This is a genomic window from Embleya scabrispora (assembly GCF_002024165.1).
Taxonomy (GTDB): Bacteria; Actinomycetota; Actinomycetes; order Streptomycetales; family Streptomycetaceae; genus Embleya; species Embleya scabrispora_A.
Genome location: NZ_MWQN01000003.1, coordinates 853,268 through 873,967, shown reverse-complemented (window position 1 = coordinate 873,967; position 20,700 = coordinate 853,268). Strand labels below are relative to the sequence as shown.

Genomic DNA, 20,700 nt, shown 5'->3' with positions numbered 1-20,700 from the left:
GACCCGGATCCCCCGGCATGCCTTCGACCGGATCAGCCCCGTGCCGATCCATCCCCCCACGAAGACAAGGACGTTCCCATGAAGCGTTCCCTCGTGCGCCGACCGGCCGCGGCCGTGCTCGCGCTCGCGTTCACCCTCGCCGCGACGGCCTGCGCCGCCGACGACGGCAGCGACGGCGGCTCCACCAAGGGCGCCATCAAGGTCGGCTCGATCAACGGAATCACCGGACTGTTCCAGACCCCCGAGGTCCCGCAGGCGGTCAAGGCCGTCTTCGACGAAGTCAACGCGGCCGGCGGAATCAACGGCCGCAAACTCGAACTGATCAGCAAAGACGACGCGATGAACCCGCAACGCTCCACGGAGAACGAGGTCGAACTCGTGCAGTCCAAGGGCGTGGTCGCCCTGGTCGGCTCCTCCAGCGCGGTCGACTGCGGGGTCAACCGCGCCGCGTACAAGACCGCGAAGATCGTCTCCATCCCGGCCGTCGGCGTCGACCCCGCGTGCTTCAACAGCCCCGATATCGCACCGGTCAACCCCGGCCCGTTCAAACTGCTCACCGCGATGCTCTACTACGCCTCCGAGACGCTGCACCACGACAAGGTCTGTCTCTACTACACGACCCTGCCCGGCAGTGGCGGCGGCATCAGCGACGCGATCAAGGAGTGGGAGACCCTCACCGGCAAACAACTCGCCGCCAAGGACACCGCGGTCGGCGAAGGCGACCCCACCCCGCACCTGATCGCCGCCAAGCAGGCCGGCTGCCAGGCCGTGCTCTACAACGCACAGGTCGGCCCCTGGTTCGCCCAGGCGCAGACCCAGGGCATGCAAAACGTCGACTTCATCATGGGCGCGAACAGCTACACCGACGCCAACGCCAAGCTGGTGCCCTCGGGCATGCGCGCCTACGTCGGCACCGAATGGCAGCCGTACACCGACACCACCCTGCCGGGCAACGGGCGCTGGGCCGAACTGATGGACAAGCGCGGCATCCAGCGCACCGCGTTCAGCCAGGGCGCGGTGATGGCCGCCGACGTCTTCGTCCAGGTGCTCAAGGGCATGAAGGGCGACATCACCCGCAAGACGGTCACCGAGGCGTTCAAGAAGATGAGCCCGATCGAGTACCCGATGGTCGGCTCCCCCTGGGTGTTCGGCCCCGGCGACAAGCACAACCCCGTCCAGGGCAGCCGGTTCGTCAAGGCCGTCGACGGCAAGTGGCAGGTACTGCCCGAAGGCTTCATCGTGCCGGGCAAGAAGTAGCCCCGCGCGGACCGCCCGAGAACGAGGTGTCGACATGCTGAACTCTGTGATCGCGGGCCTGAGCAGCGGCGGCGGCTACGCCCTGCTGGGACTGTGTGTGGTGTTGACCTACCGACTCGTGGCCGTGGTGAACTTCGCGATGGCCGCGGTCGGCGCGATGGGCGCCTTCACCATGGTGTCGCTGACCGACGACGGCCTGAACGTATGGCCGGCGCTGTTCCTGGGCGTCGCGGTCAGCGCGGCCCTGTCCGGTGTGCTGGGCGCGCTGCTGATCCGCTGGTTCGGCGAGCACAACGAACGCACCAAGGCCGCGGTGACGGTGGCCGTGTACGTCGCGGTGATGGCGGTGGGCCTGCGGCTGTTCGGCGCCACCTCCACCGGCGCGCGCCGCTTCCCCGCGCCCTTCGACGGGGCGGTGTTCCGGATCGGTGACGTGGTCGTGTCCTGGGCGGTGGTGGTCTCGCTCGCCTTCGCGGTGGCGATCACCGTGGGCGTCGAGGTGATGCTGCGCCGGACGCTGGTCGGGCTGCGCCTGCAGGCGTTGTCGGAGCGGCCCGGCACCGCCCAGGTGGTCGGCATCTCCGCGCCGCGCCTGGCCACCGCGGTGTGGGTGGCGATCGGCGCGCTCACCGCGCTGGTGATCATCCTGGTCGCGCCGCGCCTGGGCGGCGACTTCTCCACCCTGGGCAAGCTGATCGTCACCGCGCTCGCCGTCGCCATGGTCGGCGGGTTCCGCAATCTGCCGCTGACCCTGGGCGGCGGGCTGCTGCTCGGCTGCCTGGAAGGCGTCTCCGCCTCGCTGAGCGAGGTGCGCGAATACCGCGGCGTCATCCCCTTCCTGGTGATCCTCGTGCTGCTGTGGTGGCGCAGCCGGCACGAGGTGTGGGACACCGCGCACAGTCGATGACACAAGGAACCGGAGAGCGTTGATGATCATGGGAACCCGGGCCGTCCCGGACGGCTCCACCCGCGCCGCGGTGTTGCGCGCGCACGAGGAACCGCTGACCCTGGAGGAGATCGGGCTGCCGGAACGCTGCGAGCCCGGCGCGGTGTTGGTCCGGATCGGCTGCGCCACGCTGTGTGCCACCGACGTGCACCTGTGGCGCGGCGCGATGAGCTTCCCGGGCATGTTGCCGATGGTGCTCGGCCACGAGATGACCGGCACCGTCGAGGCGGTGGGGGTGGGCGCCACCGACGCGCTCGGCCGGGTGTTGCGCGTGGGCGATCGCATCGGCTGGTCCGAGTCCACGTGCGGGACCTGCTACGCCTGTACGGTGCTGCGCCGGCCGGTGGGGTGCGTGGATCGGGGCTATGGGTTCCGTCAGCGCGCGGATCAATGGCCGTACGCCACGGCCGGATTGGCCGAGTTCGCCTATGTCGGGCCGCGCGCGGAGAAGGTGGTGATCCCGGACGACGTGCCGGACACCTGGGCCGCGTGCGCGGGATGCGCGGTCAAGACCGTGCTGCACGCGTTCGACCGGGCCGGCGGGGTGCGGCCCGGGGCATCGGTGGTGGTACAGGGCGCCGGGGCGCTCGGCATCGTGGCCGGTGCGATGGCACGGGCGAGCGGGGCCCGGACGGTGATCACGATCGGTGCGCCCGATGCCCGGCTCGACCTGGCCCGGGAGTTCGGCGCGGACCTGACCCTGGGCCTGGCCCTCGACCCGGCCGAGCGGCGCGAGGCGGTACAGGAGGCCACCCGGGGGCGCGGCGCGGACCTGGTGCTGGACCTGGCCGGGGCGCCGGGGGTGGGCGCGGAGGCGGTTGATCTCGCCGCGTTCGGCGGCACCTTCGTGATCGTCGGCAGTACCGGTCCCACCCCGGAGCGGTTGCCGCTCGGGACCGTGATGGGCAAGGAACTGACCGTCGTCGGCTCGCTCAACGGCGATGTCGGCGACTACCACCGGGCCGTCGAGTTCCTGCGCGACTTCCGTGACCGGTTCGCGTGGGATCGGCTGTTCGCCGCTCCGGTCGGACTGTCGGGCGCGACCGACGCGCTCACGGCGATGCATCGGCAGGAGCAGGTCAAGGCGGTCGTGCACCCCTGGCTGCCGTGACGTCCCGTATCGTCCCCGAGATCGATGGCCCGCGACGATGCTCGCGGTGCCGAAAGGACCATTGCAATGGGTGAGACTTCGAACGCGATCGTGCCGCGGCGTCGATTGGGTGCGGACGGGCCGCAGGTGCCGCTGTTGTCGTTGGGGTCGTGGCACACCTACGACCGGATGGACTTCCACGACGCGGTGGACCTGGTCACGCAGGCGGTGGAGTGGGGGGTCAACCTCTTCGACGTCGCGGTGTACGGGATCCCCGGGCAGCGGCCGGTGTTCACCGACGTGCTGTTCTCGGCGATCGTGCGGGCGGCGGGACTGGCCCGTACGGACTACCAGTTGTCGACCAAGATCTGGTTGGAGGGGTATCCCGCGCAGTCGTTGCGCGAGCAGGTGGAGCGGGCGATGTTCCGGGCCGGGACGGATCACGCCGACCTGGCGATCCTGGGGGACATCCGGGATCCGGACCTGGATCTGGCCCGACTGGCCGGGGACCTGGCCGAGTTGGAGAAGAGCGGGCTGATCGGGCACTGGGGGGTGAACAACTGGTCGGCGACCGCGATTCGGACCATCGGGGGGCATGCGCTCGCCGCGGGGTCGCCGGGGCCGCAGGTGGCGCAGCTCAAGTACAGCCCGTGCCGGCGCTCGATCGCGGACGGGGCGCCGTTCGCGGAACTGTTCGCGGCGGGGCTGTCGTTGCAGGCGTCCGATGTCCTGGAGGGCGGGATTCTGGCGGGCAAGGTGGCGCCGGCGCGGGAGATCGGGCGGGATCCGGGCGGGGTGCGGGAGCGGATCATCGCCTCCGCGCCGGGGATCGCCGAGGTGGCGGCGGATCTGGGGGCTACGGCGGCGCAGGTGTGCGTGGCGTTCGCGCTGTCGCATCCGGCGACGGTGAATGTGTTGTTCGGGGCGACGCAGGTGTCTCAGTTGGCCGACAACATCGGGGGGTTGCGGCTGTTGGAGCGGGTCGGGGCGGCGGCGTTGCGGGCGCGGTTGGTGCCGTTTTACGCGGACCGGGAGGTGGTGTCCCCGGAGGGGCCGTGAGGGTTCGGCCGACCCGGGTTGTCCTCAAGCGCCGGCCGGGCTGTGTGGGTTCGGCCGGCCTTGGGGTTCGGTCGGCTTGGGTTGGCCTCAAACGCCGGCCGGGCTGAGGGGGGAGCCCGACCGGCGTTTGGTGTTGGTTGGCTTGGCGTGGCCTCAAGCGCCGGCCGGGCTGTGTGGGTTCGGCCGGCCTTGGGGTTCGGTCGGCTTGGGTTGGCCTCAAACGCCGGCCGGGCTGAGGGGGGAGCCCGACCGGCGTTTGGTGTTGGTTGGCTTGGCGTGGCCTCAAGCGCCGGCCGGGCTGTGTGGGTTCGGCCGGCCTTGGGGTTCGGTCGGCTTGGGTTGGCCTCAAACGCCGGCCGGGCTGAGGGGGGAGCCCGACCGGCGTTTGGTGTTGGTTGGCTTGGGTTGGCCTCAAGTGTCGGCCGGGCTGTATGGGTTTGGCCGACCTGGGGGTTTGGTTGGCTTGGGTTGGGTTCGAGTGCCGGTCGGGTTGTATGGGTTCGGGCGGTTGGTCTCGTCTGTTGGGGTCAGGTGGCGGAGGCTGCCGGGTCCGTGACGTTGGCGTCCACCCAGACGTCTGTGAGGGACTCGCGGAGGGTGGTGCCGTGTTTGGTGACTAGGTCCAGTGCCTTGAGGTTGTCGTGCCATTGGGACATGCGGCTCGCGCCGAAGAGGACTGTGGCGACCGCCGGGTGGGTGAGACAGAAGGCGATGGCCAGTTGGGCGGGGGTGGCGTCGAACCCGGCTGCCGCGTCGGCGAGTTTCGGGTAGACCTCGCGGATGCGCTCGCGGAGGTTGCCGGGGTCGGCGCCGATCTTGCGCTGTGGGTGCAGGTTGCCGGCCAGGATGCCGCCCTCCAGGACGTCGGACGCCTGCAAGGCCATCCCGTCGGCGAAGAGTTCGGCGAACGGCGCGCCCTCGGCCACCGCCCGGCGGGCCGGGCTGTACTTGAGTTGGGCGAACGTCGGCGGGGTCAGCCCCTCGGCGGCGGCGAACCGGCGGGCGGTCCACACGTCGCGCGCCGACCAGTTGTTGACGCCCCACGCGCCGAACCGGCCCGCCGCGATCTGTTCGGCGACGTCGGTGACCACGGCCGGGATGGGCAACTCGCCGAAGAAGTCGCCGACCACGACCAGATCGGCGCGATGGGTGCCGATCCGGTCCAGGGCGACGTCCAGTTGTTCGGCGAAGCCCTTCCTCGGGTACTCCCAGAGCCAGAGCTTGCCGCACAGCAGCCAGTCCTCGCGGGCCACGCCCGCCTCGCGGATCGCCTCCCCGAACATCAGGTCCGTGCGCGCGTTCTCCGCGTGCGGGCCCATGTCGTAGTGCGCGACGTCGAACAACTCCACGCCGTGCTCCAACGCGTCCAGGATCAGCGCGACGGCGTCGGCGGGGCGCATCCGGTCCCACGTGTTCCATGAGCCGAGGCCCAGGACCGGTACGTCGGGGCCGTGCGCGCCGAGGCGGCGACGGGGCACGGGGCTGCTGCCGGGGGAGAGCGTCACGGGTCCTCCAGGGTGGTTCGGGCGCGGCGTGGATGCGGCGTGGAAACGAAGATCGGCATTGTTGATGGCATCGGTAATCATATAGCATTCCAGATACCAACTTCCTGCCCCTCGAGGAGATCCGCATGCCAGTTCCCTCGGACGCCCGGGCCGCGGTCGATCCGGCTCCCATCGTCGACGTCGCGATCGGATACATGGCCGCCAAGCAGCTGTTCGCGGCCGGGGAGGCCGGACTGTTCGCGGCCCTGGCCGACGGCCCCGCGCCGCTCGACGAGATCGTCGCCCGTACCGGACTGCCCGCGCGGACCGCGCTGATCCTGGCCGACAGCATGGTGGGCCTGGGCCTGTTGGAGCGCCGCGACGCCGGCTACGCCAACTCGCCCGCCACCGCGCACCACCTCGCCGGTACGGGGGAGGGCGTGGACCTGCGCCCGTTCCTGACCTTCCTCGACGGCGTCAGCTACCCGCACTGGCTCGGCTTCGGCGAGACCTCGCGCACCGCCCGCCCCGCTCCGCTGGACCTCGGCGGCGACCGGCTGGGCACCTTCCTCGGCGGCGTGATGACCTACAACGCGCTGCACGCGACGATGCTGGCCCGGGCCTACGACTTCGGCGCCCACCGGCGGGTGCTCGACCTGGCCGGGCTGTCCGGCTCGTTCCTCGCCGAGGCGTTGCGCGCGCACCCCGAACTGTCCGCGACGTTCCTGTCCGACGGCGATCTCGTCGGGCACGCGGAGAACACCCTGGCCGCCGCCGGCGTCGAGGACCGGGTCGAGGTGATCGGCGGCGATCCGCTGTCCGGCGAGGTGCCCACCGGCTTCGACCTGGTGCTGCTCGAACACGTGGTGCACCGCTTCGACGCCGAGCACAACCGGCGGATCGTGGCGGCGGCGCGCAAGGCGGCCGAGCCCGGGGCCCGACTGCTGCTGCTCGACTTCTTCCTGGAGCCGACCGGGACACCGCGCCTGATCGATACGCTGCACGCCGGGGAATACCTGGTCATCGACGGCACCACGGTGTATCCCCGGGCCGAGGTCGAGGAATGGCTCGTCGAGGCCGGCTGGCACCCGGTGGACCTGCTCGAACTGCCCGGCAGCCCCCGGGTGATCGTGGCGGAGGCCCGATGACCGCCCCGGACGCGCGGCCGGGCCGGGTGGTCGTGGTCACCGGCGGCGCGAGCGGGATCGGCGCGGCCGTCGCCCGCGCCTTCGCCGAGGGCGGCGACCGGGTCGTGATCGCCGACATCGACGCCGCCGCGGCCGACAAGGTCGCCGAGGAGATCGGCGGCACCGCGGTCGCGATGGACATCACCGACCCCGCGTCGGTGGCCGCCGGCCTGGACCGGGTGCTCGCCGAGGTGGGCCCGCTCGCGGTCCTGGTCAACAACGCCGGCCTGGTCGCCGGCGGCGGGCTCCTGGTCGACCTGCCGATCGAGGTGTTCGACACCGTGGTGGCGGTCAACCTGCGCGGCACGTTCACCGTCACCGCGGCGGCGGCCCGCCGGATGATCGCCGAGGACGCGGGCGGCGCGATCGTCAACATCAGCTCGATCGGCGCCCGGCAACCCACCGCCGGTCTCGGCCACTACGAGGCCACCAAGGCCGCGATGGACGCGCTCACCCGCACCGGCGCGATCGAGTTGGCTCCGCACCGCATCCGGGTCAACGGCGTGGCGCCGGGCCCGGTGCACACGCCGATGACGGCCGGCCTGATGGACGACCCGCAGGCCCGGCAGGCGTGGGAGGCCCGGATCCCGCTCGGCCGCATCGCGGTCCCCGAGGACGTCGCCCCGCTCGCGGTGTTCCTCGCCTCGCCGGCCGCCGCGCACATCACCGGCACGATCGTCCAGGTCGACGGCGGCCAGTTGCTGGTCTGAGCCGGCCACGACGACCGGGAGCGCCCGGCCACGGCGACCGGGAGCCGCCCCGGTCGCCGTGCGGCCGTCCGCGCGGGCGGACACGCCGCCCGGGTGCGGACGGCCGACGCCCGTGCGCCGATAGACTCGCGCCTCATGCACACAGACCTGTCGTCCGCCGGCGCCTGGGCGCCGCCGCGCGATGTTCCCGGAGATCGCGCGGGAACCGGATCGTGGTAGAGACCTTCGCGAGGATCGTCGTCGTCGTTCCCACCTACAACGAGCGGGAGAACCTGCCCGTCCTGGTCGGCCTGCTCGCGGATCTGCGCCTGCCGAACCTGCACGTACTCGTGGTGGACGACAACTCGCCCGACGGGACCGGCGGGGTGGCGGACAAGCTCGCCACGGAGTCCCCGGGGTTCGTCGGGGTGTTGCACCGCGAGGAGAAGGACGGGCTCGGCCGGGCCTACGTCGCCGGGATCACCCGCGCGCTGGACGAGGGCGCCGACGTGGTGATCCAGATGGACGCCGACCTCTCGCACCCCGTCGCGGTGATCCCGACCATGCTCGACACGCTGCGCACCGGCGACGCCGCCGTGGTGATCGGCTCGCGGTACGTGCGCGGCGGCTCGACCGCCGCGGAGTGGGCCTGGTACCGCAAGGCCCTGTCGACGTGGGCGAACCTCTACGTCAACGCCATCCTGCGGCTCGGCGTCAAGGACGCCACCGCCGGGTTCAAGGCGTGGCGGGCGACGGCGCTGCGGGCGATCGACCTGCCGTCGATCCACAGCAACGGATACTCGTTCCAGGTCGAGATGAACCACCGGACGGTCCGGCGCGGATCGCGGATCGTCGAGGTGCCGATCCGCTTCGAGGAACGGGCCGAGGGCGCGTCGAAGATGAGCCTGGCCGTGCAGATCGAATCCGCCCTGACCCCCTGGAAGTTGCGGTTCGGGCGCAAGGTGGGCTGACGACGCCGCGACCTCGCTCCGGTCGCGGCCGGCGTACGAGGGCCCCGGCCGAGCCGGCCGGGGCCCTCGGCGCCCCGCGATCGGATCGGCCGGGGCGCTCGGCGTCCCGCTACGGCGTCCCGGTCTTGGCCTGGTGCAGGGCCGCGGCGGTGGCGATCTTGTGGGCGCAGGCGGCGCGTTCGATCTCCCCGGGGTCGGCGCCGGCGCCGATCAGGTCGAGCAGGTGCTCGTGTTCGCGCACCGAGGTGCGGGCCCGGCCGGGGACGTACGTGAAGGTCGAGCGGCGCATGTGGTCCAGGCGGGCCCACTCGGATTCGAGCAGCGCGTTCAGGTGCCGATCGGGACAATGCGCGTAGAGCGAGAAATGGAACCTCCGGTTGAGCGCGGTGAACGCGGTCGGGTCGAAGTCGGCCAGCGCCTCGATCATCCGGTCGTTGATCGCCCTCGCCTCGGCGATGTTCTCGGGGCTCATCAGCGGCGCCGAGATCGCCGTCGCGTAGCCCTCGAGGCGGGCCAGCACGTTGAGCGAGTGCTCGACCTGCGAGCGGTCGAACACGGCCACCCGGGCGCCGACGTTGCGGACGATCTCCACCAGGCCGTCGGACTGTAGTCGGCGCACCGCCTCGCGCAGCGGGATGGTGCTGACCCCCGCCTCGCGGGCGAGCTGGTCGAACACCAGCCGGTACCCGGGGCCGTAGGTGCCGTCCAGGATCCGGCCGCGCAGCAGCTCGTAACACATCTCGGACTTGGACGACTTCGACGCCTTGCTCGCGGCGGTTGCCTTTGCGGGGCTCAACTACGGTCTCCTCAGTCTCGACCGGACACGGTCGCGGGCCGGGACACGATGTCCCGGCCCGGTGTGGTCCGGTGCGGCGCGGTATGCGGCGGGTGGGTCAGCGGCCGACGACCAGCACGGCCAGACCCTGGAAGTTGGGGTTGACCAGGACGCCGTGGTGGTCGCCGGTCACCACGACCATGTGTGATCCGGGGGCCGCCGCGACCAGTGCGTCGATGTCCCGGGTCATCGGGTCGTCGGTGCCGACCACGAACCACGGCGGGGTGTGGCCGGCCCATGGCGTGGGCTCGAAGGGTGTGCTCCGCAGGCCCTCGACACACGTGACCAGACCGTCGGCGCGGTCGCCCTCGGCGCGGATCAGGCCCGCGATCATCCCGGTGAGCGGATCCGCGGTGGTCGGCTCGCCGTGTACGGCCCGGCGCAGTTCCGCGACGTCCACGGCGGTGAACGGCTCGACCGGACTCATCCCGCCGAACGCCACGCGGCCCACCCGCTCCGGCGCGCGTTCGGCCAACGCCCAGGTCAGTCGGGCGCCGAGGGAGTAGGCGATGATGTCGACCCGGTCCGCCCCGTACGCGTCGAGCACGGCGAGCAGGTCGTCGACGGTGGCATGCGCGTCCGCCTCGTCGCCGCTCGTCGGGGCCGGACTTGCGCCGTGTCCGCGCAGGTCCGGCGCGATGACGGTACGGCCGGCGTCGATCAGGGCCGTCACCATGCCCGTCTCCAGCCAGGAGCGGCGGGCATCGGAACAAAACCCGTGCACGAGCAGCACCGGGGGTTGCTCGGACTCCCCGACGTCTTCGGAGGGCCCGACGCTCGGATAGGTGGTGACGGCGAGGGGCTGCCGTGTGCGCATCCTACTTCTCCACTCGGCTATTTCGGATACGATTTCGGATCTTACACCAGTGGCGGACGCTCACGTCGAGGGCCCGACCTGCGGTGATGCGTCGCGCGCGAACGAGAAGCCGTCGGCGCCGACCGTCACCTCCGCCTCGGAGTTCTCCTCCCGGGCGAACACCGGCTGCGGTTTCCCGGCCAGGTCCAGCACGGTGGACGCCTCCGCGTACCAGGACGGCACCACCGGATTGCCCCACCAGTCGCGCCGCTGGTTGTCCCGCACGTCCCAGGACAGCACCGGGTGGTCGGGATCCCCGGTGTAGTAGTCGGTGGTGTAGATCTCCACGCGGTGCAGGTCCGGATCACGCACGTACACGTAGAACGCGTTGGACACCCCGTGGCGCCCCGGACCGCGCTCGATGTGTGCCGATCGGCGCCGGGCACCCAGCAGATCGCATACGTGCAGCACCTGGCCGCGCTCGTGGGTGCTGAACGCGATGTGGTGCAGCCGGGGACCGTCGCCGCCGGTCAGCGCTATGTCGTGCACCGTGTCCTTGCGGTGCAGCCAGGACGCGTACAGCGTGTCGTCGGCGCCCCGGATGTCCTCGGTCACCCGAAAGCCCAGATCGCGGTAGTAGCGCTCGGCCCGTGCGACGTCCGGCACCACGATGTTGAAGTGGTCGAGCCGGGCGATCGCGCCCGCGCCGTGCAGGTCGTAGCTCTGATGCAGGCGCGGCACGTGCTCGGCCGCGTAGAAGAACTCCAGCGGGAACCCCAAGGGGTCCACCACCCGCACCGCCGGGCCGATCCCCCGGGTGGCGCCCGCCGCACGGCGCTCCACCGGTACGCCCAGGGCCCGGTAGTAGCGCTCGGCGGCGTCGACCTCCCCGGGCGAGCGCACCCGATACGCGAGCGCGGCGAGCGCCGGGCTCTCGCCGCGGCGCAGCACCAGCGAGTGGTGCAGGTACTCCTCGAAGGCGCGCAGGTACACCGCGTCCTCGTCCTCGTGGGTGACCACGAGGCCGAGCAGGTCGACGTAGAACTCGCGGGACGCGGCGGGGTCGGTGACGACCAGCTCGGCGTAGGCGGCCCGAACGATGTCGGGCGGGGGTATCGCCCCCGGCCGCGGAGCGGGGGCGGGGGTGCCGGGGCGGACGGCCGGCACGGGCGGCGGGGGCGGAACGGCGGGAGTGGGCATGGGGCTCTCCTCCTGTTCGACGCGCTGTTCGGTTCGAGAGGTCGTAGGGAATCCGGCTTCGAGAGCTGTGCGGAACCTAGCAAGCGAGCGACCTGCGCGGATACGGCCGAGGACGAACCGACGGCCGGATCGCGCGGGGTTCACCCGGTCGTCAGGCGGCGCCGAACCGGGCGGTGTGCAGCGGTGCCATGGCCACGTGTACCGCCTGCTGCGTGGTGTAGAAGTCGATCGAGCGGTGACCGCCCTCGTGCCCCAGGCCGGAGGCCTTGATCCCGCCGAACGGGGTGCGCAGGTCCCGCACGTTGTGCGAGTTGATCCACACCATCCCGGACTCGACCCGGTGTGCCACCCGGTGCGCGCGGCGGATGTCGTTGGTCCACACGTAGCCGGCCAGCCCGTAGTCGACCGCGTTGGCCAGCTCCACCGCGTGCTCCTCGTCGTCGAACGGGGTCAGCGCCACGACGGGGCCGAAGATCTCCTCCCGGAAGATCCGGGCATCGGCCGGCACGTCGCAAAACACCGTGGGCGCGAGGTAGTTGCCGGTCGGCAGATGTGCCGGGCGACCGCCGCCGGCGACCAGGCGCGCCTCGGTGCGACCCACCTCGACGTACGCCAACACCCGTTCGTAGTGCTCGGGATGCACCAGCGCGCCGACCTCGGTGGCCGGATCGGCAGGGGAGCCGACCACGATCCGCTCGGCCCGCGCGGCGAAGCGCTCGACGAACTCCTCGTACACCCCGCGCTCGACCAGGATCCGCGAACCGGCGGTGCAGCGCTCGCCGTTGAGCGAGAACACGCCGAACAGCGCGGCGTCGATCGCGTCGTCCAAGTCCGCGTCGGCGAAGACGATCACCGGTGACTTGCCGCCCAGTTCCATCGACAGCCCCTTCAGGTGTCGGGCGGCGGCGGCGAAGATGGTGCGTCCGGTGGTGGTCTCCCCGGTGAACGAGATCAGCGGCACCTCGGGGTGCTCGACCAGGGCCGCGCCCGCCTCCTCGCCGATTCCGCCGACCAGGTTGAACACGCCCTGGGGCAGGCCCGCCTCGGTGAGGATGTCGGCCCACAACGACGCGGACAGCGGGGTGAATTCGGCGGGCTTGAGCACGACGGTGCAACCGGCCGCCAGGGCCGGCGCCAACTTCCACGACTCCAGCATGAACGGCGTGTTCCACGGCGTGATCAACCCGGCGACGCCGACCGGTCGACGGTGCACGTAGTTGAGTTGGCGGCCCGGCACCTGATACGCCTCGTCGGTCTGACCGACGATCAGGTCCGCGAAGAAGCGAAAGTTCTCGGCGGCGCGCTGCGCCTGGCCCAGCGCCTGGGTGATCGGCAGGCCGGTGTCGAAGGTCTCCAGTTCGGCCAACCGCGCATCGCGCCGCTCGACCTCGTCGGCGATGCGGTTGAGCACCACGGCCCGTTCCCTGGCGGGCAGGTGCGGCCACGGCCCGGTGGTGAACGCGCGGCGGGCGGCGGCCACCGCGGCGGCCACGTCGGCGGCCTTGCCCGCGGCGGCGGTGGCGTAGGGCAGGTTCGACGCGGGGGCGCAGACCTCGAAGGTGGCGCCGTCCAGGGAGTCGACGTGCCGGCCGTCGATGAAGTGACGCAGCCGGGTGGGCAGCCCGGCGGGCACCTCGGCGGGCTCGACGGGCGTCGTCGTGGTGGTGCTCATGCGGATTCTCCAAGGGCGGGGTCGGTCAGCAGGTCGAACCGGCTCTGCGCGAGGGCGGACACGGTGGCCCGGCCGGATTCGGACAGCGGCAGCAGCGGGGGGCGGACCAGGTCGGAGCCGAGCAGGCCGCGCCGGTGCATCAGCCACTTCGCCGGCGCCGGGTTGGTCTCCACGAACAGCAGGTCCACCAACGGCTGTACGGCGTAGTGCAGTTCGCGGGCCCGACCGAAATCGCCCTGCTGATACGCCTCGTACATCCCGGCCACCGCGGCGGGCGCGATGTTGGCGAGCGCGGAGACGAAGCCCGCGCCGCCGAGGGTCAGCACGGGCAGACACAGGAGTTCGATGCCGGACCAGACCAGGAGTTCGGGGCCGGCCGCCTCCATCACCCGGGAGAAGTGTTCGAAGTCCCTGGTGGTCTCCTTGATGCCGACGATGTTCTCGTGCGCGCGGAAGAGCCGGGCCACGGTCGGCGGATCGATGTCCACCGCCGTGCGGCTCGGCACGTTGTAGATCACCACCGGCAGGTCGGGGTATTCGCGGGCGACGGTGGAGTACCAGGAGAACAGCGCGTCCTGGGTGGGGCGTGCGTAGTACGGAGTGATCACCAACACCGCGTCGGCGCCCGCGTCCCGGGCGACGCCGGTCAACTCCAGCGTCTCCTCCAGCTTGGCCGACCCGGTGCCCGGCAGGAACGGCGCCCGGTCGTCGAGTTCGTCGGCGACCACCCGGATCGCCTCGGCCCGCTCGGCCAGGGTCTGCGCGGACGGCTCGCCGGTCGAGCCACCGAGCGAGATCCCGTGCGAGCCGGCCGCGAGCTGCCAGCGGACCAGGCGGCGCAGCGTGGCGGTGTCGAGGGCGCCGTCGGCGGTGAAGGGGGTGACCAGCGGCGCGATCGAGCCGCGGATCAGGGACGGGTCGGCGCGGTACTTCATCGGTACTCCTCGCGGGTGATGGGCGAAGCCGGGTCGTGGGTGGGCGGCAGCGCGGCCCGCCAGGAGCGGTAGGCGGCTTCCCAGTCGGGGCCGATGGGGTACAGGCCGGCCAACGCGGCGCCTCGGGCGACCTGTTCGGTGATGAAGCGCTCGCGCGCCTCCTGCTCCTCGGCGGCGGCCAGGACCTCGGTCACCAGGGCGGGCGGGATCACCACCGCGCCGTCGTCGTCGGCGACCACGACGTCGCCGACCTGTATGGTGGCGCCGCCGCAGGAGACGGTGACGTCGACGTCCCAGGGCACGTGCCGGCGGCCGAGCACGGCGGGGTGGGCGGCGGCGGCCAGTACGGGCAGGCCCAGGGCGGCGACGGCGGCGCTGTCGCGGACCGCGCCGTCGGTGACGATTCCGGCGGCGCCGAGTGTGCGGGCGCGCAGGGCCAGGATGTCGCCGAGTGTGCCGGCGGTGTCCACGCCCCGGGCCTCCATGACCAGGACCTGGCCGGGTTCGAGGCTGTCGACGGCACGTTTTTGCGCGGTGTGGCCGTTGCCGTGGGCGGCGAACAGGTCCTTGCGGAACGGGACGTAGCGCAGGGTGCGGGCGGTGCCGACCAGGCGGGTACCCGGGGTGAGCGGACGTACGCCGTCGATGGAGACGGTGTCGAAGCCGCGGGCGCGCAACTGCACGCTGAGCGTGGCCACCGCGACCCGACCGAGCCGGGTGCGCACATCATCGGTGAGCGCGACGTCGGGCACGGTGCCGTGGGCGTCGGCGCGGGTGGCCGGGTCGACACGCGGCGGGGTGCCCCAGTCGGCGAGCGCGGGGCCGGCGACCACGTCGGTGCGCAGCGGACCGGTGCTCCGAGTCGGGTCGTCGAGGCTGTCCACCTCGACCTCGATGCGCTGCCCGACCTCGGCCACACCGGCACCGGCGGGCGTGCCGGTCAGGATCACGTCGCCCACCTCCAGGGTGAGCAGCCGGGACAGGTCCGCGATCAGGTGGGCGAAGCCGAAGAGCAGGGTCGCGGTGGTGTCCTCCTGGACCAACTCGCCGTCCAGCCAGGTGCGTACGCGCAGCGCGTCGGGACGCAGCTCGGCCGCGGGCAGCAGGGTGGGCCCCAGCGGGGTGAAGCCGTCGCCGCCCTTGGCCCGCACGTTGGCGCCCTTGTCCGCGTGCCGCAGGTCGTACAGACCGAGGTCGTTGGCGGCGGTGACCCAGCCGATGTGCGCCCAGGCCTCGGCCGGGGCCACCCGATGCGCGGCGCGGCCGACGACCAGGGCGATCTCGCCCTCGAAGCCCAGCAGTTCGATGCCCGCCGGGCGCTCGACGCGGCCGGATCCGGTGAGCGAGCTGCCGGGTTTGAGGAAGTAGGAGGCGTGCTCGGGGACACGGCCGCGCTGGCGGGCCCGGGAGGGGTAGTTCAGGTGTACGGCCAGCACCTTGCCGGGCCGCCGTCCCGTCGATGCGGTCACCGCGTCCTGCGTCACTCGCCACCGTCCTTCGTGCCTGGTACCGCCCGCCGGATCGGCGATGCCATCGTGGAACGTATATGATTCCGGATAGAATAATAGAGGTGATCTCGGTTCCACTGTCAACCACCCGGAGGGGCACGCTTGTTCGGTCGGGGAGGTGGGGGCGAGGAGCGGCGCGGGCAGGACCAGGTCCCGGCCCCGGGGTGGCGGCCGGGTCGGTCCCGTCGTCCGGCGTCTCGGTCGGCGGTGGCGGGCGCCGCCGCATCGAAAGACCCGGGAGCGATGTCCGGACGGGCCTCGGCCATGGCCCGGTCGTCACGATCGCCTGCCGGCGGCGTGGGGCCGCGATTCGACGCCGAGTCGGGGCCGCGGCCGGCCCGAGCCGGGTCGGGGTTCAGGCGGGTTCGGCCGGAGGCACTGGTTCCGCCGGAGGCACTGGATCGGCCCGTCCCCGGGCCGGGCGCGCGCCGGGGTGCGCCGCAGGCCGATGAGCGCGCTCCCACGGTGTGCGGCGGCCGACTATCCCTCGGTGTCGGCGTGTTCGGGCTTGTGCGGCACCGGTGCCGGGGCGGAAAGTGGTGCGGGTGGGCGCCGGCTCCCCCCGTGGCCGGCCCCGCCGCGGCCCGGCGTCCGGCCCCCCGTCCGCCCGCCGGGCCGCCCCCACGCGTCCTGCGGCGCCGACCGCGTGGGGAATTCCCGACACCGACGAAATCCCGTCGACAGTACGGCAGTTGCCACGCCGCCGGCGGCTCGACAGCCCCGACGTGGCGGCCCGGTCAGGGCACGAACGACCGGGCGACGCGGAATCCCACGTCGTCGACGCGGTAGCTCGGGTGGCTGCGTCTGCGGGCGCCGGCGCGCAGGCTCCAGTGTTCGTCGAACCAGCCGCCACCCCGCAACACCCGGTATTCGCCGTACACTTCGGCGTCGTACACGTCCCAACACCAGTCCCAGACATTGCCGAGCATGTCGTGAAGGCCCCACGGATTGGGCTGCTTGCCACCCACGTCGTGGATCCGCTCCGCCGAGTTGGCGCGATACCAGGCGATGTCGTCGAGCGGGCCGTGATGCGGACCGGTGGTTCCGGCGCGGCAGGCGTACTCCCATTCGGCCTCGGTCGGCAATCGGTAGCCGTCGGTCGAGGTGTCCCAGTCGACCCGCTCGGCGTCCGGCGCGAGGTGGTACGCCGGAGCCAGGCCATCGTGCGCGGACAGGGCGTTGCAAAAGCGCACCGCGTCGTGCCAGGACACCCCCTCGGCCGGTAGCCGGGCCCCGACGCCGGCACTCGGGCGCTCGCCGGTGATCCGCGCGTACCGCGCCTGGGTGACCGGGAACACCGCCAACCGGAACGGCGCGACGTCGACCGACCAGCTGCGCCGAGTGCGCCGATCGCACAGGGTGACCCGTCCGGCGGGGAGGGAGACCATCGCGTCGTCCGCAGTCGCGTCCATGATCGAGAACCTAGCGGTGGTCGGCTCGCGGGCCGGCACCGGGCGAATCGATCGGGCCACGGTTCGTTCGGCCGTGCGAGCGCGGGGGGAATCCGGGCGAACAAACGTCCGGGTTCGAAGTGGGTGGGAGTGGGCAACAAGGGGCGCCATGAGCTGTGTGGATGCGATGAGGTCCCCGTCGTGGCGCGCGCTCACCCGATGGGGTGTCGCGCTCGGCCTGTGTGCCTGCCTGGCCGGTTCGGGGTGCGCGGACCAGGACGCGGACATGCCGCGGACCAAGCCGGGACAGCCGGTCGCGGCGGCGAACGCGCCCGGCGGGCCCGGCGTACCGGCCGCGCCCGCCGCGCCGATTCCGGATGCGGTGCGGGAGCAGGCCGCCGCGCAGATCCGCGCCGCCGGGCTGAGTGCGGAGCGGGAGGTGGCCGCCCGGATCGCGGCGAGTCGGGCCGCCGCCGCGCGCAAGTGGGGCCTGGCGCAGACGCCGATCGCGGCTCCCGCGCCGCCGGCCACGCGGCCCGTGCTGAAGTCGGGTCCCGGCGTGATCCGCCACGGCGATCTGCCGCCGGTGGTGCACCGCGTGCCCACCCAGGACCGGGTGGTCTTCCTCACCGTCGACGACGGCGCGGAGAAGGACCCGCGGTTCGCCCGGATGGCCCGCGAACTGGGCGTGCCGTTCAGCGCGTTCGTCAGCGGCTATCTGGCTCGGGGCGGCTGGGCCTACTTCCGGGGCCTGCACGAGCAGGGCGTCGTGGTGAACAACCACACGGTGAACCATCCGGACCTGCGGAAGCTGGGCTACGCCCGCCAGCAGCAGGAGATCTGCGGGGAACAGGAGGTCGCCGAACGCGAGATCGGGGTCGCGTCGCGGCTGTTCCGGCCGCCGTACGGGGAGTTCAACCAGGACACCCTGCGTGCGGCGCAGTCGTGCGGGATCGTGGCGCTCCCCATCTGGAACCAGGAGGCGTTCCCGGACCGGATCGAGTACCGCTACGACCACCGCCTCGAGCCGGGCGACATCATCCTCACCCACTTCCGGGGCCCCGGGGAGTGGAAGGGCGACATAGCCCAGATGTTGCGCCGCGTCGTCGACACGGCCACCGCGCAGGGCTTCGCCCTGGCCCGGTTGGACGACTACCTGTAGGGCGCGGACGATACGGAGCCGTCCGTCGGGAAGCGGCGCGCCCAGTGGCGTTGCCACGGTGTCTCGACGGCCCGGCGGTGGTGGTGTTCGCGAGCCCACGCGACGGCGTCCGCGGGGGCGATGCCGGCGTGTACGGCCAGGCACGCGACGACGGTGCCGGTACGGCCGATGCCGCCGCCGCAGGCCACCTCGACAGCCTCGCCCGCACGGGCCCGTTCGTGCAGCGCGCGAATCTCGCGGATCGCCCCCTCCCGGTCGCGCGGCAACCGGAAGTCGGGCCAGTCGAGCCAGACGTGCGGCCACGTCAGCGCCTCGTCGTGGCGGCGGCGCAACCGCTCGTCGCCCAGATAGAGGCCGAAGCCGGGGGTCGGACCCGCCGGCCGCGGACGGCGCAGCCCGCGCGCCCGGATCCAGGCCCCGTCGGGCAGGCGCAGCGCGCCGGTCAGAGGCGGATGTCCGCTCGCGTCGCTCATCGGGCCACCCCCGCCCGCAGCCGCCGCGCCCGGTGGTTGGCCACGTTGACCCGGTTGCCGCACAGGTCCGGCAGGCAGTAGCGGCGCCGGCCGGCCCGACTGGTGTCGACGAACACGCCGCGGCAGTCGGGGCCGGCGCAGGCGCGGAAACGTTCGTGGCCGAGGGTGCGGACGGCGCCGAACAACCCGACCGCGACGAACGCGGCCAGTTCGTCGGCGAGCGACGCGCCCGGCTCGGTCGGGACGTACCACTGCCAGCCGCCGCCGGCCGCCCGGTCCAGGACGGGGGCGAGCCCCGCCCGGGCGACGAGCACGCCGGAGCCCGCGACCGCCTGCTCCACCGTCTCGGTCTCGACGACGCCGCGCACCTCCCGGCGCAGCAGCCGGACCGCGTGGAGGTCGTCGTCGGTGGGCGCGCCGCCGTCCGCCAGGGCGTCGAGTCGCAGGTCGTGCCCGGCCAGGAGGCCCGTCAGCGCGGCCGGATCGGGAAGCGCGTCGCCGGTGTCGGCACGCACGGTGGGCGAGGTATTGACCAGGTCGGACGCGAACGTCGCGCCGGCGACGTAGTCGGCCATCGGGATGCGCACACGTTGCCTTCCGCCGAGGTAACCGGTGAAAAAAGACTATAACCATTACTCGACTCGGGTGGATCGGCCGGTGCGACACCCGTATGGCCCCGCCGGAACGGGGCCGTACGGGTTGTTCCGCACCCGGACTCAGCCCGACGTCACCGGCGCCTCGACCGGGGCGGAGCGGAGTTCGTCCCGGGACCCCGACCCGACCCGCAACGACCAGGCCAGGACGACCAGCGCCGGCACGCCCGTGGCCAGCGCCGCCCAGCCGATACCCGCGCGACCGCCGAGGGCGAAGCCCGCCGCGCCGGCCGCGCCGCCCGTGCTGATCCCGAGGTAGATCGTGCTCTGGTGCAGGCCGAGGACCAGCGGGACCGCGTCGGGGGCGGCGGCGGTGACCCGCAACTGCTGCGGCACGTTGATCATCCAGTGCAGCAGCCCCCACAGCGGCACCACGACACACGCCGCCGCCATCGAGCGGGACGACACCGGCACCAGGGCGGCGACCGCGGTGAGCAGCGGGGCGGCGACCACGATCGTGCGGGCGGGGCCGAAGCGGTCGGCCAGGCGGCCGACGAGGAGGTTCCCGCAGACCGCGCCGATGCCGAAGGTCAGCAGGATCAGCGAGGTACGCCCGGCGTCGCCGTCGGTGGCCGGTCGGGTCACCGTGTCGAAGTAGGTGTAGACGGTCCAACTGGTGGTCAGGCACAGCAGGGTGGCGGCGAGGATCACCACGACCCGCAAGTCCGTGAGCGGCGCGACGCGCTCGCGCAGCGTCCGGCGCGGCAGCCCCGACAGGTCGGGGACCACCGCGGCGATGCCCGCGCCGGCCACCGCCGCCAGGCCGACGATCAGCCACAGCGCCACGCGCCAACCGGTGGTCGAGCCGAGCCAGGCGCCGAGCGGCAGACCGAGCACGATCGCGGTGGTCAGGCCGCCGACGACCACCGAGGCGGCCTGCCCCTCCCGCCCCGGCCGCGCGGTGGCCCGGGCCACCGCCAGGGCGTTGACGGTGTAGAGCGAGGCGCCGGCCCCGGCGAGGGCACGACCGATCATCGCCGAGCCGTAGGTGCCGGCGACGGCGTTCAGGGCGTTGCCGACGGCGAAGACCACGAGGCCGCCGAGCAGCAGGCCGCGCGGCGCCCGGTGTCCGACGGCGGCGGCGAGTACCGGGCCGCCCAGGGCGTAGGCGAGCGCGAACGCGGTGATCAGCCACCCCGCCGCGGTTCGGGACACGTCGAGGTCGTCGGCCATCGGGCCCAGGATCGGCGCGATGACGAACGTGTCGACCCCCATGGCGAAGGTGCCGACGGCCAGGACGATCAAACGCAGCCGCATGACCGCTCCTTTTCCGTTTCGGACCCGCGGATGAGCGATTACGGATCCGCGGGTGACTGTGCCGACGACGATCGTGTGTGCGAGGGCCTCGGCCCATCCCTCAAGTGGGGGATGAGCCGGATCCGGGCCGCGCGG

19 protein-coding genes are annotated in these 20,700 nt (G+C 72.6%); 8 read left to right on the top strand and 11 right to left on the bottom strand.

All coding sequences use genetic code 11. The features are described 5' to 3' along the window. Positions 1-78 precede the first annotated feature (78 nt). The 4 genes from B4N89_RS39420 (at position 79) to B4N89_RS39405 (ending at position 4,352) form a co-directional block, all read left to right on the top strand. Positions 79-1,257: an ABC transporter substrate-binding protein gene (locus B4N89_RS39420; RefSeq protein ID WP_078981339.1), complete on the top strand. Its 1,179-nt coding sequence runs from the start codon at positions 79-81 to the stop codon at positions 1,255-1,257. A 34-nt stretch (positions 1,258-1,291) separates the two neighbouring features. After that, positions 1,292-2,164, top strand: a complete 873-nt coding sequence (locus tag B4N89_RS39415) for a branched-chain amino acid ABC transporter permease (protein WP_078981338.1) — start codon at positions 1,292-1,294, stop codon at positions 2,162-2,164. Between the two features lie 22 nt (positions 2,165-2,186). Then, the gene (locus B4N89_RS39410) at positions 2,187-3,314 is read left to right on the top strand and encodes a zinc-binding dehydrogenase (RefSeq protein WP_235619226.1); all 1,128 of its coding nucleotides are present in this window, start codon (positions 2,187-2,189) and stop codon (positions 3,312-3,314) included. Between the two features lie 66 nt (positions 3,315-3,380). Then, entirely contained in the window at positions 3,381-4,352 is a 972-nt protein-coding gene (locus B4N89_RS39405; protein WP_078981337.1) for an aldo/keto reductase, read from the top strand. Between the two features lie 527 nt (positions 4,353-4,879). Here B4N89_RS39405 and B4N89_RS39400 read toward each other — a convergent pair. Beyond that, positions 4,880-5,857: an aldo/keto reductase gene (locus B4N89_RS39400; protein ID WP_235619225.1), complete on the bottom strand. Its 978-nt coding sequence runs from the start codon at positions 5,855-5,857 to the stop codon at positions 4,880-4,882. Positions 5,858-5,982: 125 nt separating this feature from the next. On the opposite strand from B4N89_RS39400, the gene B4N89_RS39395 reads away from it, so the two are divergent. From B4N89_RS39395 to B4N89_RS39385, 3 genes are all read left to right on the top strand, one after another. Then, positions 5,983-6,984: a methyltransferase gene (locus B4N89_RS39395; protein WP_078981335.1), complete on the top strand. Its 1,002-nt coding sequence runs from the start codon at positions 5,983-5,985 to the stop codon at positions 6,982-6,984. Continuing rightward, entirely contained in the window at positions 6,981-7,733 is a 753-nt protein-coding gene (locus tag B4N89_RS39390) for an SDR family NAD(P)-dependent oxidoreductase (protein WP_078981334.1), read from the top strand. Before B4N89_RS39395 ends, B4N89_RS39390 begins: the two co-directional genes overlap by 4 nt. A 212-nt stretch (positions 7,734-7,945) precedes the next feature. After that, entirely contained in the window at positions 7,946-8,683 is a 738-nt protein-coding gene (locus tag B4N89_RS39385) for a polyprenol monophosphomannose synthase (protein ID WP_078981333.1), read from the top strand. A gap of 109 nt (positions 8,684-8,792) precedes the next feature. Here the strand turns inward: B4N89_RS39385 and B4N89_RS39380 are convergent, their stop codons facing one another. From B4N89_RS39380 to B4N89_RS39350, 7 genes are all read right to left on the bottom strand, one after another. After that, complete coding sequence (locus B4N89_RS39380; RefSeq protein WP_235619224.1) at positions 8,793-9,479, bottom strand: GntR family transcriptional regulator; 687 nt, start codon at positions 9,477-9,479, stop codon at positions 8,793-8,795. Positions 9,480-9,576: 97 nt separating this feature from the next. Beyond that, positions 9,577-10,335, bottom strand: coding sequence for an alpha/beta fold hydrolase (locus B4N89_RS39375; protein WP_078981331.1), 759 nt, complete (start codon positions 10,333-10,335; stop codon positions 9,577-9,579). A gap of 60 nt (positions 10,336-10,395) precedes the next feature. Next, complete coding sequence (gene hpaD / locus B4N89_RS39370; RefSeq protein WP_078981330.1) at positions 10,396-11,514, bottom strand: 3,4-dihydroxyphenylacetate 2,3-dioxygenase; 1,119 nt, start codon at positions 11,512-11,514, stop codon at positions 10,396-10,398. A gap of 151 nt (positions 11,515-11,665) precedes the next feature. Continuing rightward, positions 11,666-13,186 (bottom strand): 5-carboxymethyl-2-hydroxymuconate semialdehyde dehydrogenase, encoded by a 1,521-nt coding sequence (gene hpaE / locus B4N89_RS39365; RefSeq protein ID WP_078981329.1) that lies wholly within the window; start codon positions 13,184-13,186, stop codon positions 11,666-11,668. Next, entirely contained in the window at positions 13,183-14,121 is a 939-nt protein-coding gene (dapA, locus tag B4N89_RS39360) for a 4-hydroxy-tetrahydrodipicolinate synthase (RefSeq protein ID WP_078981328.1), read from the bottom strand. The genes hpaE and dapA overlap by 4 nt, the downstream gene beginning before the upstream one ends. Continuing rightward, positions 14,118-15,605 (bottom strand): fumarylacetoacetate hydrolase family protein, encoded by a 1,488-nt coding sequence (locus B4N89_RS39355; protein WP_235619223.1) that lies wholly within the window; start codon positions 15,603-15,605, stop codon positions 14,118-14,120. Before B4N89_RS39355 ends, dapA begins: the two co-directional genes overlap by 4 nt. 761 nt (positions 15,606-16,366) lie before the next feature. Beyond that, complete coding sequence (locus tag B4N89_RS39350; RefSeq protein WP_078981614.1) at positions 16,367-17,041, bottom strand: formylglycine-generating enzyme family protein; 675 nt, start codon at positions 17,039-17,041, stop codon at positions 16,367-16,369. A gap of 148 nt (positions 17,042-17,189) precedes the next feature. Here B4N89_RS39350 and B4N89_RS39345 point away from each other — a divergent pair, with 148 nt between their 5' ends. Continuing rightward, entirely contained in the window at positions 17,190-18,182 is a 993-nt protein-coding gene (locus B4N89_RS39345) for a polysaccharide deacetylase family protein (protein ID WP_235619222.1), read from the top strand. On the opposite strand, the gene B4N89_RS39340 is transcribed toward B4N89_RS39345, so the two are convergent. The 3 genes from B4N89_RS39340 to B4N89_RS39330 form a co-directional block, all read right to left on the bottom strand. Next, the gene (locus B4N89_RS39340) at positions 18,173-18,655 is read right to left on the bottom strand and encodes a protein-tyrosine phosphatase family protein (RefSeq protein WP_078981327.1); all 483 of its coding nucleotides are present in this window, start codon (positions 18,653-18,655) and stop codon (positions 18,173-18,175) included. The genes B4N89_RS39345 and B4N89_RS39340 overlap by 10 nt on opposite strands. Next, a complete protein-coding gene (locus B4N89_RS39335; protein WP_078981326.1) occupies positions 18,652-19,242 on the bottom strand; it encodes a CGNR zinc finger domain-containing protein in 591 nt (196 codons plus the stop codon). The genes B4N89_RS39340 and B4N89_RS39335 overlap by 4 nt, the downstream gene beginning before the upstream one ends. A 129-nt stretch (positions 19,243-19,371) precedes the next feature. Then, on the bottom strand, positions 19,372-20,565 hold the full coding sequence (locus tag B4N89_RS39330; protein ID WP_161500968.1) for an MFS transporter: 1,194 nt from the start codon (positions 20,563-20,565) through the stop codon (positions 19,372-19,374). Positions 20,566-20,700 lie beyond the last annotated feature (135 nt).